This is a genomic window from Bacillus sp. AFS002410, from assembly GCF_002556365.1.
In the GTDB taxonomy this organism is placed as follows: Bacteria; Bacillota; Bacilli; order Bacillales; family Bacillaceae_G; genus Gottfriedia.
In genome coordinates this window covers 46,010-59,162 of record NZ_NUEU01000009.1, presented here as the reverse complement: position 1 = coordinate 59,162, position 13,153 = coordinate 46,010, and the positions used below count along the sequence as shown (strand labels likewise).

Below are 13,153 nucleotides of genomic sequence, written 5' to 3'. Positions count from 1 at the left end.
GAGTGAATGTTATGCGCCCTATTAATTACGGTCGGCACTATATACAACTTAAATGGCCTATAAAGGCGCGCATTGATGTGAGAAGCATAATTGTAACATTAATCCTTCTTATAGCCACGATTGCAATTGCAATGTTTGCGTTAATGGTAGGTACACTGAAATTAAGTATAAGTGAAGTTTTTTCTGCTTTAATTGGTCAAGCGACAGGTATGACACAAACTGTTGTAGTCGATTGGCGTTTACCAAGGGTACTGGCTGCGATTATTTTTGGAGCTGGTTTAGCAGTAAGTGGAATGATTTTTCAATCAATTACTCGAAATCCATTAGGATCGCCCGATATCATAGGCTTTACATCAGGCTCTTACACTGGAGCGCTTATTGTGCTTCTTGTAGCTAAGTCAACTTCCTACTTAAGTGTAGCAAGTGGAGCTTTAATTGGCGGTTTCACAACAGCCCTCCTTATTTATTTGCTAGCTTTTCGTAAAGGAACACAAAACTTTCGTCTAATAATCGTCGGAATAGCGGTTTCGGCTCTTTTAGGAAGTGTCAACTCAATGCTACTTATTAAAAGTGATGCAGAGGTCGCATTAACTGCGGCAGCTTGGGGAGTGGGATCTTTAAACGGTATAGATTGGAAGCAAATGATTCCACCAGCAATTGCTGTTTTTCTTCTAATAATTTGCGCTGGTATAATGAACAGACCATTGCGTGAAATGGAGCTTGGGATGGATACAGCAAAATCTCACGGTGTTCGAATTGATCGGTCTCAACTCGTGTTGATTCTAATTGCCGTTGCTTTGACGGCTGCACCAACAGCAGTAGTTGGACCAGTTAGCTTTGTTGCACTAGTTGCGCCACAAATCGCTAAACGGATCACGAAATCCGAAGAGAGTTTGTTACCTGCAGCGATGATGGGATCATTTCTATTACTAGGAGCGGATGTACTTGCTCAAAGAGTAATTCCAGGAACAATTTTTCCAGTTGGTGTAGTAACTTTATCATTAGGCGGAATATACTTAGTGTGGCTATTATTTAGACAGGCACGTTCAGCAGCTTAAATAAAGTAGAAATTTGCAAGGTAGTAGGTCCTTTCTAAAAAAGGTTTCCCGTATTACGATATTCTGATTGAAAGAAGTTGAGTTTGAAATATGAAGTTAACAGCAGCAGAAATTCAAAGCCAGAAAATGTCCAAAACAGAGTCTAGGCTTTGGACAGAAAACATTACAATCAAATATGATAATCGAGTAATTTCCAGAAACCTTTCAGTACAGATTCCAGACGGATCATTTACAGTAATTGTTGGTCCAAATGGTTGTGGGAAATCAACCCTACTGCGAACTCTTTCAAATTTGCTTAAGCCGTCTGCTGGAGAAATTTTACTAGACGGGAAAGCTATTACATCTTATAAATCAAAGGAAGTAGCTCGTAAACTAGGTTTGTTGCCACAATCTTCAACTGCACCAGATGGGATTACAGTTGCGAATTTGGTGTCACATGGTCGATATCCATACCAGAATCTTATAAGGCAATGGACTGATGAAGATGAAGCAGCAGTAATGTCTGCAATGGAGCTTACAAATACGAGCGATTTATCGCATCGATATGTCGATGAGCTTTCAGGTGGGCAAAGACAAAGAGTTTGGGTTGCTATGGTGCTAGCTCAGCAAACACCATTGCTACTTCTTGATGAACCAACGACATATCTTGATATTGCTCATCAAATTGAACTGCTAGAACTATTTAAAGATTTAAACCAACAAGGGAACACATTAGTTGCCGTTTTACATGACTTGAATCACGCTGCAAGATATGCAGATAATATTATTGCCATGAAAGATGGCCAAGTCATAGCACAAGGTGATCCTCGTGAAATCATTACCGAAAAACTTGTTGAGGAAGTATTCGGCTTAAAATGTATGATTATCGAAGACCCAGTTGCCATGACACCGTTAGTAGTTCCATTAGGAAAAGACCGATAGCTTATGGTTCGTTTAATATCACTAATAAAAAAATAAGNNCTTATTTTTTTATTAGTGATTTTTTACACATTAAGAAAGTATAGATTGGCAGGCGGTGAAGATCAGTCGACGTAGATGCCAATTATAGGTATAAGTATAAGTGCAACTACCCCTCTGTCTTCGCCAATCGGCGAGTTTTCTTTATATGGCATATTAATTATTTTTGCGATTAAAAACCTGCTTTTATTAAAAAAATTTAATTGAACTAATTCAATTAATTTGAAATAATCATAATGGGATCAAAAAGTATTTAATACAAATTGTTCTAGTAAACAACAAAGCGGAGAATTCATATGAATAAAGAAATGGAAGTAGTCGATCATCTTGAAGAACTGCGTAAAAGAATTATTATTACAGCAGTTACTTTTATTGTTCTATTTATTATTGGGCTTGTTTATGTTGAACCAATCTATAAATTCTTAACGAGGTCTTTAACATATAAACTAGTCGTACTAAGTCCCGGAGATATATTATGGGTGTATTTTTCAATATCTGCTGTTTTTGCGGCCGTATTCACGATTCCAGTGGCAACATGGCAAACTTGGCTATTTGTGAAACCTGGTTTACATCCTTCAGAGCAAAAAGGGATTGGATTTTATATTCCGGCATTATTTTTTCTTTTTATTTTTGGATTAGCAATTGGCTATTATTTTGTTTTTCCAAACATCCTAAAGTTCCTAACAGTAATGGGACAAGGTATGCTTGAACAAAATTATACAGTAGAAAAGTATTTCTCATTTCTTTTTAATCTTGTTGTTCCATTTGCTGCGTTTTTTGACATGCCAGTTGTCATTATGTTTTTAACGAAGATTGGCATAGTAAAACCTAGCTACTTACAAAAGGTTAGAAAATACGCATACTTTATATTAGTAATTGTAGCATGCTGTATTTCACCACCAGATTTTATTTCTCATATTTCAGTTTCAATACCATTAATTTTATTATACGAACTAAGTATTTTTACATCTAAATCGGTTTATAGAAAAAAAGAGGTAAATGAGTAAAAGCTCATTTACCTCTTTTTTTTCACATTAAGAAAGTATAAATTGGCAATTTTGAAGAAAAGCATCTATCTTCGTCCGACGGCTCATCAATCGGCGAGTTTTCTTTATCTATATCTATTAATCGTTTTATTAATAAAAATTTAAACTTTGAACAAGTTGAATATTCATAAATTCATCATAGGTTATAAAAAGCTAGGCAAACACCCTTTGACAGAAAATGAATGGAGTTAGGAGCATACACTATGCAATATTCAATTTGGTTCACTGTTTTATTTCTCGCTTTTTCATCTAGTATAGATAATTTTGGAGTAGGAATAACTTATGGAATCCGTGGAATAAAGGTTGGTATATTAGCTAATTTAATTATCTCAATCATAGCGTTTATTTTCAGTGAAGCGGGAATTGTTTCAGGGCAATATATTTCAAAAGTATTCCCTGGAACACTATCCAATGTAATCGGAGCATTTTTTTTATTAGTTATTGGACTTAGAATTGTCCTTCTTACGATTCCAAGAAAAAACAAAGAAGAAATTATAAATGATCATGAAGATGAATCAAATACTAATGGCCTTACAAATTATTTAAGCTCACCAGAAAAGGCCGATGTCGATCATTCTGGAGATATTAGTAGCTTTGAGGCAATCATACTCGGTACAGCAGTATCGATGAATGCACTTACGAACGGCTTAGGTGTTGGATTAATAGGACTTTCACCATTTGCCATCTCAATAGCAGCCAGTATTTTTAGTTTCGTAGCGATTTGGTTAGGAGTCCTTTTAGGGAAAAAAGTTGCGAATGTAAAAATAGGTGGATGGTCACTTGGACAATTTAGTTCCATTATAAGTGGGATTATTTTAGTGTTAATTGCGATACACAATCTCCTTTAACAAGGGATTTAGATAAAGAAAAGAAGCTGATGGAAAAATTTCAACATCAGCTTCTTTTATTTGTGAGATCCTATGCAATTGTAGAATGTGATTCTTCGTTATCACTTACTTTCATTACATCTTTTTTTGAAATAGAAAGATAAGCAACTAAAATGATGATAATAATTGATAATACTAGGCTTACTGGTCCACCACCGAATCCGAGTCCACCATGCTTCTGAGATACAGAACTCCAATCAGAAAAAGATGCTCCAACCGGTCTGGTCATAATATAAGCAAACCAAAAAGAGAAAATTTCATTTAACTTGAAGAATTTTTTTCCGATTACCGGTATTGCTAGTAAGATCGTGAACAGAATACCTGATGAAAAATAACCTAAATGCATTGTTGATGCAGTCATATCACCAGCAGCTGTTCCTAAAGCGAAAGTTCCCATAACAACCGACCAATATAAAACCTCACGGCGTTTTGTGTATATACTGTGTATAGAAAGAGTTTTTTCCTTGCGATACCAAACCGCAAAAATAATTGCTAACAATACAGCAAAAAACAATGTTGATGCTACGTAAGGCACACCAAGACCAACGTGTACAACGTCTGCAGCAACTGTACCAAATACACTAATCATTACAACAACAAGCCAATAAATACTAGGTATATATTTGCGGACCTTAAACTGTAAAAATAAAGACAGTATTAGGACTATTAATGCTACTGCAACACCGATTACTGGCGTTAAAGTTTTTACGATATAATCAGAAAACACTTCACCCATACCCGTTGTTAATAGCTTAGTGATCCAGAAAAAAATCGTTACCTCTGGAACTTTTTTTAACATATTTTCTATTTGTGGATTTATTGTCTTATTTGTATGCTTTTTTTCAATTGTTTCCATTTCATGTCCTCCTTATTGGATTTAAATAAAATGTAAACAAGTTTTATGAAAGTAAAATGAAAATGGACAAGAAATTTAATGAAATTTACTTAAAGAAAATTCGTAATTTAGAATTTTTGATTGTATAACACAGTGTATTCCATTAGAATCAGTAAAAAGAAAATAGGTGATATGATGATTAGGTATCCTATTCTAAATAGTGGTGCAACGATAGGGGTGACTGCACCGTCATCAGGTTTAAAGGAGCAGTTCCATGGATTGATGAAGCAATCAATTAGTCGCATGGAAAGAGATGGATTTAAGTTGGAATGTGGAGAGACAGTTTGGACACATGACAAGGCTAAATCAGCAAATGCCCAAACGCGTGCAAGCGAGTTAAATCGAATGATGAATGATGAAGAAATAAACCTAATTTTTCCGCCGTGGGGTGGAGAGTTTGCGATTGAAACCCTCGATAAATTGGAGTTCGAAAACTTTAAAGAAAAATGGATTTTAGGATATTCAGACACAAGTATTCTATTATTAGCATTTACATTAACAACAGGGATCGCAACTGCCCACGGTACGAACTTAATCGATTTAAGAGGAGAATACTCTGATGAGACAACGGCAATGTGGCAGAAGGTTTTAACAACTAAGTCCGGGGGCTCTATTACTCAAGCTTCCTCACCAATGTTCCAAGTGAAATGGCAGCATGATAACTCAACACCTTATGTATTTCATTTGTCTGAAAAAACAAAATGGAAAACAACTTCGACTAAAGCTGAAAAAGCTCAAGGAAGATTGCTTGGTGGATGTATTGACGTGATTAGACATCTTGTTGGGACTCCTTATGGTGATGTACGATTATTTAGTAGTAAATACATTAGCGAAGAACCGATTATCTGGTATTTTGAGAATTGTGAAATGAATACAACTGACCTAAAAAGGTCCCTAGTACAAATGAAACTTGCAGGATGGTTCGAAAATTGCTCTGGAATATTATTTGGACGTAGTGCAGCAAATCAAGCTGTAGATCACTATACAATAGAAGATGTATACAATGAATTAAATGAAGAATTAGAAATACCAATTATATACGATATTGATTGCGGTCATGTGCCACCTCAAATTACTTTCATTAATGGAGCATTTGCAGAAGTAGAAGTGAATGATGGGAAAGGTGTAATTGTACAGTCCTTTATTTAATTCAACACTAAAGCGTTTTTTAAGAAAAAGAACGCTTTTTTAATATTTAAAGAAGAAAACAAGTGCAAATATTGTAATAAACACAGTGATAATCCCAATCACGACTTTTGTGTAGAGAATATATTCATCAGAAAGGTCAGGTTCTTCATTATACATCCATATTCTGCCCATTAATAAACTTTCTCTTGTTTCAAAAAAAGACCATACCAAAATTACATAAAAAGGCATTAATAATATAAAAAATACAATTTTTTCAACCATATTTTTCAACCTCTCAAAATTATCTGAACTTTTATTTAAGGTAATTATATCTCAATTATGGATAAGGAAATTGGGGGTTCTGTGATAGATCTGTGACTTATATAAAATTTATTTTTAGTTTGTAAGGAGTATTTTAGAAAATGTATTATGACCCATAGTAGCAATCAAAGAAGCTAAAAAGAGGGTATTTAAATAATTCTCATGAAAGGTTATTGATTTGGTGTGGCTCTTTTTAAATAGAAAAAGTTGTATAAGTGCTTAAAAGACTATAACATAGTAATATTATGGCATAATAAAAGAAAGACATATTATTAAATAGAATCAGGAGCAGTAAAATGATTATAAATAATGAACAAGAATTAGAAGCTTTAAGAAAAATAGGTCGTATCGTAGCGTTAGCAAGAGAAGAAATGAAAGCAAAGGCTGTCGCTGGAATGACAACGAAAGAATTAGATGAAATTGGTAGAAACGTGTTAGATGAGCATGGCGCAACTTCGGCTCCACAAAAAGAGTATGATTTTCCTGGTACAACATGTATTAGTGTAAATGAAGAAGTAGCTCATGGTATTCCCGGAGAACGAGTACTTCAAGATGGAGACTTAGTTAATATTGATGTTTCCGCAGCATTAGATGGTTATTATGCTGACACTGGCATTTCTTTTGTAATTGGAAATGGTGATTTATTAAAAGAAAAACTTTGCAAAGTTGCAGAGGATGCTTTTTGGGCTGCTATGAAAAAAACAAAAGCAGGGGCAAAGAAAAACCAAATTGGTAGAGCAGTATTCAATGAAGCAAGTAAAAATGGTTTAAATGTAATTGAAAACTTAACGGGCCACGGAATTGGTAAAAGTCTTCATGAAAGTCCTCAACATATTTTAAATTATTTCGATCCAATGGATAAGGCATTATTAAAAGATGGTCTTGTATTAGCAGTAGAACCATTTATCTCAGCAAACGCGGATCATATCATTGAGTCTGGGGATGGCTGGACATTTGTAACTCCAGATAAAAGCTTAGTAGCGCAATGCGAACACACAATTGTTGTAACAAAAGGTGAGCCAATTATCTTAACGCAATTGTAAGGGATAGGAAAAGCGAAGAATTTTATGTTCTTCGCTTTTATTTTTGCTCATACTTACTTCGAGTAGTTTAGCTCCCAAGTAAATCCGTTTTTATCTTTTACGACTGCAAATCTAGAGTTCCAAAATGTATCTTGCAGTTCCATATGAACTTCTCCGTCTTTTGATAACTTTTCATAAATTGATTTTATTTCATCTTCGGAGCTCATTTCAAGTGTTGTCCAAACATTGTCGCCTTTAACTAATGGTCTAAAAACATCTGCAAAATAGATTATACAGTTATCATTGATATGTAATTCGGCGTGAATATACTTTCCTTCATGGCCTTTAAACATTTCCATTCCATCACCAGTTTGTGTGTTCCTGATCTCACCACCAAAAATTTGCTTGTAGTACTCAAGCTCTTCTTTACAGTTTTCAACGTAAATATGTGGTAAAATATTTTTCATTTTTTCTCCCCAATTCCTTTAGTTTGTTGTTGAAGAATAAATATGTATAAAATGCGAACTAAAACTCACAATTTAAGTATAGCCAACTATAATAGGTATTGTGCTAAAAGTTAAAATATTTTATAATTTAAATAAATTTATGTTCGAAAAGGAGGTGTAGAGAAGATGTTACGTTTTCAAATGGTTTGCGCACAAATGATAGAGTTTTTATATTATTGTCGTGCAAAATTTGCGTGTTTAGCTGTTAACGGGATAGCTGTGTCCTTTTTTAATAATTTAACAACTCAAATAAAACGAAAACGTACTCTTTCCTACGACTTCAATTGATAAAATAATTGTGTGATACACACTTCTATTAAGTCACGATTTAAGCCATGGATGAGTTCTATGGCTTTTTTCTATGGATTGGTACGGAAAATAGAAGGAGAATTAATCATGATTGCATGTAGTATAGAAAAAATTTCAAAAATGTTCGGTGGAAATTCACTTTTTACGGAATTATCATTTCAAATTCATCAAGGTAGCCGCGTCGGTTTAGTTGGCGCAAATGGTAGTGGTAAAACTAGTATTTTTAAACTTTTAACAGGTATTGAATCGCCTGATAGTGGCTCAATTCACTTTAAAAAAGGAATAAAAATTGGCTATCTTGCGCAGATCCCTGTTTTTCAGGCCGAGATGACAAGTAGAGATGTATTATTAACAGTTTTTGAAGAATTACGGAAAATAGAAAATGAAATGAAGCAATTGGAAATAAAGATGGCCAATACGATAAATGAACGCAAATTAGAACAATTGTTAGTAAGTTATGGATCATTGCAAGAGAAATTTAGTATTAACGGCGGATATGAGATGGAAGCCTCGCTTTCGAAAATTGCTAATGGGTTAGGAATCAATGACTTACTTTCAAAACAATTTTCTTCTTTAAGTGGTGGAGAAAAAACAAAGATTGGGTTAGGAATCGTCCTTTTACAACAACCAGATTTATTATTACTTGATGAGCCAACAAATCACTTAGATTTATCAGCCATTGAATGGTTAGGCTCTTACTTAAAGGAGTATGAAGGAACAATCGTTGTCATTTCTCATGATCGACATTTCTTAGATGAAGTGGTCAATCATATTTTAGAATTAGAAGACGGAGAAATTATTGCTTATCATACAAATTATTCAATGTATGTTGTTCAAAAAGAAGAAAGATTATTAAGAGAGTTTCAGGCTTACGAAGAGCAGCAAAAGAAAATTCAAAAAATGAAAGAAACAATCAAACGTCTGAGAGAGTGGGCTAATCAGGCAAATCCACCAAATGCTGGTTTGCATAGAAGAGCTAGAAGTATGGAAAAGGCTCTAGAACGAATTGAAAGATTAAAGCGTCCTATTTTACAAAAAAAGAAAATGGCATTTCAACTAGAGGAATCTGGTCGAAGTGGAAAAGATGTCGTTGTAGCTGAAAATCTTTCAAAATCTTTTGCGGACAAAGCTTTATTTAAACAGCTTAATTTCTCATTATTCTATGGAGAAAGAGCAGTTATAGTAGGAAACAACGGTACCGGAAAATCAACTTTATTAAAGATGATTTTAGGCCAAACCGCAATAGATGAAGGAAAATTAAAGCTTGGCAGCAGTGTGAAAATTGGTTATTTATCGCAACATTATGAACCAATCCATTCTGATCACACAGTACTACAGGAATTCAGAGAAGAAGTACATGTGACTGAAGGTGAAGCGCGAAATATATTAGCTGGTTTCTTATTTTATGGTTATATGGTTTATCGAAAAGTAAGCCAACTTAGTGGTGGAGAGCGAATGCGATTAAGATTGGCTCAACTTATGTACCAAGATATTAATTTATTAATCGTAGATGAGCCTACTAACCATCTAGATATTGAATCTAGAGAAGTATTAGAAGACGCTTTAGAAAATTTTAAAGGAACGATTCTTTCTGTCTCGCATGACCGTTATTTCATAAATAAGCTATTTTCAAAAATTTACTGGCTAGAAAATGGGTCTCTATTCGAGTTTATTGAAGAATACCAAGTCGCGAAAGAAAAAATGACCGTATATCGAAATAAACTTGAAAAGGAAAAAGTAGTAAAAACAAATCCTGAATCTAAACCAGCAAATAAGATTAATTCAAAATCGCGAAATATAGAAGACATTGAAAATGAAATCTATCAGTTAGAAGAAGCGATCAGTGAAAAAAATAAGCAAATGATGCTTGAAAGTGATCTAAACAGTTTACAGAAATATCATCAAGAATTGGAAGCATTAGAATTAAAAAGTATGGCTTTATATAAAGAACTTGATGAATGTATTGAATGAGAAAAAATGGTAAGTATTTATTAATGAATACTTTTAATACGTATAGGCGTAATCATCAATTGATAGGTAAATGACATAGTACTTGCTCATGTCTCAAATAGAATTAATAAGCTATAAAGATTACGATTCTATTTAGGTGGTGAGTATATGTTTTATGATGATCTGTATAGTAGATATCCAGGACCAGGTCAAGCACAACCAGTACATGGCCCAGGTCAAGGGCATGGACCAGGCCAAGGATCAGGACACGGACCAGGACAAGGACACGGCCCAGGTCAAGGGCCAGGGCATGGACCAGGATATGGCCCAGGACAAGGACAAGGACACGGGCCAGGGTATGGCCCAGGTCAAGGACACGGACATGGACCGGGGTATGGCCCAGGTCAAGGGCACGGGCATGAACCGGGGTATGGCCCAGGACAAGGACACGGGCATGGACCGGGATATGGCCCAGGACAAGGACACGGGCATGGACCGGGATATGGACCAGGACACGGACCAGGTTATGGTCCGGGACATGGATTTCCTGGACCAGGAGGTTATTGGTCAGGAAGCTATTACATCCTGAATGGTAGAAGATGGTACTATGTTCCTAACGTGGGATGGGTTGTTGTATATTAAAAAATAATAGAGCTGATTGATTTTATCAGCTCTTCTTACATAACTAATCGAAAAATATGACCAAAGGAGTAGTGTGCAATGGGAAAAGTGATTAGATTTGAACTTCAAGTACCTAATATTGAACAAGCAATCGATTTTTATTCAAAGAGCTTTGGATGGAAATTTACAAAAATGCCTGGCCAACATGAATATTATTTTATTCAAACAGGTGAATCAGCAGACAAAGGGATCGATGGTGGATTAATGCTTTCACCTGATGGGCAGACTCGTACTACGAATTCAATTGATGTAACTTCGATTGATGAAGCGATTGATAAAGTATCGAGCAATGGTGGAAATATAGTAGTTCCTAAAACGGCTATTCCTCAAATGGGTTATTTTGCATACTTTATTGATAACCAGGGCTTACTTTTTGGACTTTCAGAAGAGAACACTAGCGCTCAATAATTCAAAAAAAATACCAGTATCCAACTAATCGGATAACTGGTATTTTTATTAATTTTTTTCTACCCCAAAAACAATGCCGCCTTTTTTTCTAGCGGTTTCAGTTACAGTTAAAACTACCTTACTAAGCTCCTTTAAATTTTCATACTCTGCTTGGTTAGATTCTTTAATAATGCGAGTAAAGTCCTGGATCTCATATAACATATCATTTTCTACTTGGTTAACTTCCAGTGACTCTCTTTGCTTTGACTTATGGTTAATCAAAGTAATTTTTGAAATTGGAGATGGTTTATCAATCACTAAAGACCCGATTTCACCTGTAATTTCACTTTCAATATAAGATTGGGAGACTTTAGAGCATTGAATGCTACAAGTAAAGTCTTCATAATTTAACACTAATGTTCCACTACCATCAATACCGCTACGAAGTTTTACAGGTGTATAATCTACAGAAGACGGTTTTCCGAATAAACCAATCAATACATAAACTGGGTAAACACCTAAATCTACTAATGCACCACCTGAAAATTCTGGAGAAAATACATTTGGATTTTCCCCTCTAAGGAACGCGTCGTATTTCGAAGAGTATTGTAAATAATGTAGATTAGCACTTCTTATCTGACCAACTTTTGCAAGACCTTCTTTTAAAGCTGTGAAGTTTGGAGAGTGGAAGTTACGAATTGCTTCAAATAAATATACCCCGTTTTCTTCTGCAACTTTAAATGCGTGATCTAATTCTTTTGTTGTAGAGAAAATTGGTTTTTCACAAATAACGTGTTTTTTATTTTGCAGTAATAAAATTGCTTGTTCATAGTGTAGTGAGTTTGGTGATGCTATGTATACTATTTCAACCTCAGGGCTTTTTGCTAATTCTTCGATGTTCGTAAAATAATTAGGTGCATTGTGCTTTAAGGCAAATGCTTTAGCACTTTCTTCATTTCTCGAATAAATTGCAGTTAAGTTAAGCAATTTACTATCCTTGGCTGCTTCAATAAAACTTTCTGTAATCCAGCTTGTTCCAATTGTACCTAAATTCATCTTTTCATCTCCTAAAAAAACATAGTTAACTTTATCTTTACAATCCTAATCGAAAGATATGTTAAAATAAAGTAAAATACATCGAAGGAAGTGACATTTTATGAAGAAAATTTGCGTTTATGCTGGTTCAAATCTTGGGAATAGAGAGTCATTTAGTCTTCAAGCTAAAAAACTAGGTGCTTTATTTGCTAGTAACAATATAGATTTAATTTACGGTGGATCAAGACTAGGAATTATGGCAGAAATCGCAAATGAAGTTTTAAAACAAGGTGGAAATGTCATTGGCATTATGCCCGGTGGACTATTTCGTGGAGAAGTTGCTCATAAAGGGCTGACGCAATTCATTGAAACAAAAACAATGCATGAGCGTAAAGCTTTAATGAACGAAATGTCCGATGGTTTTATCGCGCTACCAGGTGGAGTTGGTACTTTCGATGAATTATTTGAGATCATTTGTTGGTCACAAATTGGAATCCACAATAAGCCAATCGGTTTATTAAATGTTGATAACTATTTCACTCCAGTCTTAGATTTACTTAGACATGCTGTAAAAGAAGGATTTATGGGTGAAAATACCCTTTCACTATTCGTTGTTGCAGAAAATGCGGACGACTTATTAAAACTAATGCAGGATTATGAGCCACCTGTTATCCAAAATAAATGGAAGCAGTTAGAAGGTAAATAAAACCAGAGGTGAACCCACGATTTTGTGGGTTTTTTTTTTCGTTTTTGAATCGTAATCCTCAAATTCTTGCTGGCTTTTTAGAGAATTCCAGCGAAAAGAAGTCGATTGACCCAAAACATCAACAAGATTTGTTAACATATCAACAGGTTTGGTCGGTAAATCAACGAGATTTGCCAGTATATCAACAGGCTTGGTCGGTAAATCAACGAGATTTGCCAGTATATCAACGGGATTTGGTGGGTAAATCAACGAAATTTGCCGTTAT

The 13,153-nt window shown here is 34.8% G+C and carries 16 protein-coding genes; 11 read left to right on the top strand and 5 right to left on the bottom strand.

Annotated features, from left to right (window positions below; translation table 11 throughout):
* The first annotated feature begins 11 nt into the window (after window positions 1–11).
* From CN692_RS08040 to ytaF, 4 genes are all read left to right on the top strand, one after another.
* Entirely contained in the window at window positions 12–1,058 is a 1,047-nt protein-coding gene (locus CN692_RS08040) for a FecCD family ABC transporter permease (RefSeq protein ID WP_098118646.1), read from the top strand.
* 90 nt (window positions 1,059–1,148) lie between these two features.
* A complete protein-coding gene (locus tag CN692_RS08035; protein WP_098118645.1) occupies window positions 1,149–1,979 on the top strand; it encodes an ABC transporter ATP-binding protein in 831 nt (276 codons plus the stop codon).
* 332 nt (window positions 1,980–2,311) lie between these two features.
* Window positions 2,312–3,022, top strand: coding sequence for a twin-arginine translocase subunit TatC (gene tatC / locus CN692_RS08030; RefSeq protein WP_257131652.1), 711 nt, complete (start codon window positions 2,312–2,314; stop codon window positions 3,020–3,022).
* 242 nt (window positions 3,023–3,264) lie between these two features.
* Complete coding sequence (ytaF, locus tag CN692_RS08025; RefSeq protein ID WP_098118644.1) at window positions 3,265–3,909, top strand: sporulation membrane protein YtaF; 645 nt, start codon at window positions 3,265–3,267, stop codon at window positions 3,907–3,909.
* Window positions 3,910–3,979: 70 nt separating this feature from the next.
* On the opposite strand, the gene CN692_RS08020 is transcribed toward ytaF, so the two are convergent.
* The gene (locus CN692_RS08020; RefSeq protein ID WP_257131651.1) at window positions 3,980–4,804 is read right to left on the bottom strand and encodes a COG4705 family protein; all 825 of its coding nucleotides are present in this window, start codon (window positions 4,802–4,804) and stop codon (window positions 3,980–3,982) included.
* Window positions 4,805–4,978: 174 nt separating this feature from the next.
* Between CN692_RS08020 and CN692_RS08015 the strand changes: the two genes are divergently transcribed.
* Window positions 4,979–5,992, top strand: coding sequence for a S66 family peptidase (locus tag CN692_RS08015; RefSeq protein ID WP_098118643.1), 1,014 nt, complete (start codon window positions 4,979–4,981; stop codon window positions 5,990–5,992).
* Between the two features lie 39 nt (window positions 5,993–6,031).
* On the opposite strand, the gene CN692_RS08010 is transcribed toward CN692_RS08015, so the two are convergent.
* The gene (locus tag CN692_RS08010) at window positions 6,032–6,253 is read right to left on the bottom strand and encodes a hypothetical protein (RefSeq protein WP_098118642.1); all 222 of its coding nucleotides are present in this window, start codon (window positions 6,251–6,253) and stop codon (window positions 6,032–6,034) included.
* 335 nt (window positions 6,254–6,588) lie between these two features.
* Between CN692_RS08010 and map the strand changes: the two genes are divergently transcribed.
* Window positions 6,589–7,335, top strand: coding sequence for a type I methionyl aminopeptidase (gene map, locus CN692_RS08005; protein WP_098118641.1), 747 nt, complete (start codon window positions 6,589–6,591; stop codon window positions 7,333–7,335).
* Between the two features lie 53 nt (window positions 7,336–7,388).
* Here the strand turns inward: map and CN692_RS08000 are convergent, their stop codons facing one another.
* Complete coding sequence (locus CN692_RS08000; protein ID WP_098118640.1) at window positions 7,389–7,781, bottom strand: VOC family protein; 393 nt, start codon at window positions 7,779–7,781, stop codon at window positions 7,389–7,391.
* A 165-nt stretch (window positions 7,782–7,946) separates the two neighbouring features.
* On the opposite strand from CN692_RS08000, the gene CN692_RS27005 reads away from it, so the two are divergent.
* From CN692_RS27005 to CN692_RS07985, 4 genes are all read left to right on the top strand, one after another.
* A complete protein-coding gene (locus CN692_RS27005; RefSeq protein WP_306659817.1) occupies window positions 7,947–8,108 on the top strand; it encodes an RAxF-45 family protein in 162 nt (53 codons plus the stop codon).
* Between the two features lie 108 nt (window positions 8,109–8,216).
* Window positions 8,217–10,100: a ribosomal protection-like ABC-F family protein gene (abc-f, locus tag CN692_RS07995; protein ID WP_098118639.1), complete on the top strand. Its 1,884-nt coding sequence runs from the start codon at window positions 8,217–8,219 to the stop codon at window positions 10,098–10,100.
* A gap of 147 nt (window positions 10,101–10,247) precedes the next feature.
* Window positions 10,248–10,721 (top strand): hypothetical protein, encoded by a 474-nt coding sequence (locus tag CN692_RS26090; protein ID WP_098118638.1) that lies wholly within the window; start codon window positions 10,248–10,250, stop codon window positions 10,719–10,721.
* 78 nt (window positions 10,722–10,799) lie between these two features.
* Window positions 10,800–11,168, top strand: coding sequence for a VOC family protein (locus CN692_RS07985; protein ID WP_098118637.1), 369 nt, complete (start codon window positions 10,800–10,802; stop codon window positions 11,166–11,168).
* Between the two features lie 48 nt (window positions 11,169–11,216).
* On the opposite strand, the gene CN692_RS07980 is transcribed toward CN692_RS07985, so the two are convergent.
* Entirely contained in the window at window positions 11,217–12,203 is a 987-nt protein-coding gene (locus tag CN692_RS07980) for a Gfo/Idh/MocA family protein (protein WP_098118636.1), read from the bottom strand.
* A gap of 100 nt (window positions 12,204–12,303) precedes the next feature.
* On the opposite strand from CN692_RS07980, the gene CN692_RS07975 reads away from it, so the two are divergent.
* Window positions 12,304–12,888, top strand: coding sequence for a TIGR00730 family Rossman fold protein (locus CN692_RS07975; protein ID WP_098118635.1), 585 nt, complete (start codon window positions 12,304–12,306; stop codon window positions 12,886–12,888).
* On the opposite strand, the gene CN692_RS07970 is transcribed toward CN692_RS07975, so the two are convergent.
* A complete protein-coding gene (locus CN692_RS07970) occupies window positions 12,874–13,137 on the bottom strand; it encodes a hypothetical protein (protein ID WP_098118634.1) in 264 nt (87 codons plus the stop codon). The genes CN692_RS07975 and CN692_RS07970 overlap by 15 nt on opposite strands.
* Window positions 13,138–13,153 lie beyond the last annotated feature (16 nt).

Bases quoted from the DNA above. Each gene is read 5' to 3' on its own strand.
- CN692_RS08040 (WP_098118646.1), top strand. From the start codon at position 12: ATGCGCCCTATTAATTACGGTCGGCACTATATACAACTTAAATGGCCT.
- CN692_RS08035 (WP_098118645.1), top strand. From the start codon at position 1,149: ATGAAGTTAACAGCAGCAGAAATTCAAAGCCAGAAAATGTCCAAAACA.
- tatC (WP_257131652.1), top strand. From the start codon at position 2,312: ATGAATAAAGAAATGGAAGTAGTCGATCATCTTGAAGAACTGCGTAAA.
- ytaF (WP_098118644.1), top strand. From the start codon at position 3,265: ATGCAATATTCAATTTGGTTCACTGTTTTATTTCTCGCTTTTTCATCT.
- CN692_RS08020 (WP_257131651.1), bottom strand. From the start codon at position 4,804: ATGGAAACAATTGAAAAAAAGCATACAAATAAGACAATAAATCCACAA.
- CN692_RS08015 (WP_098118643.1), top strand. From the start codon at position 4,979: ATGATTAGGTATCCTATTCTAAATAGTGGTGCAACGATAGGGGTGACT.
- CN692_RS08010 (WP_098118642.1), bottom strand. From the start codon at position 6,253: ATGGTTGAAAAAATTGTATTTTTTATATTATTAATGCCTTTTTATGTA.
- map (WP_098118641.1), top strand. From the start codon at position 6,589: ATGATTATAAATAATGAACAAGAATTAGAAGCTTTAAGAAAAATAGGT.
- CN692_RS08000 (WP_098118640.1), bottom strand. From the start codon at position 7,781: ATGAAAAATATTTTACCACATATTTACGTTGAAAACTGTAAAGAAGAG.
- CN692_RS27005 (WP_306659817.1), top strand. From the start codon at position 7,947: ATGTTACGTTTTCAAATGGTTTGCGCACAAATGATAGAGTTTTTATAT.
- abc-f (WP_098118639.1), top strand. From the start codon at position 8,217: ATGATTGCATGTAGTATAGAAAAAATTTCAAAAATGTTCGGTGGAAAT.
- CN692_RS26090 (WP_098118638.1), top strand. From the start codon at position 10,248: ATGTTTTATGATGATCTGTATAGTAGATATCCAGGACCAGGTCAAGCA.
- CN692_RS07985 (WP_098118637.1), top strand. From the start codon at position 10,800: ATGGGAAAAGTGATTAGATTTGAACTTCAAGTACCTAATATTGAACAA.
- CN692_RS07980 (WP_098118636.1), bottom strand. From the start codon at position 12,203: ATGAATTTAGGTACAATTGGAACAAGCTGGATTACAGAAAGTTTTATT.
- CN692_RS07975 (WP_098118635.1), top strand. From the start codon at position 12,304: ATGAAGAAAATTTGCGTTTATGCTGGTTCAAATCTTGGGAATAGAGAG.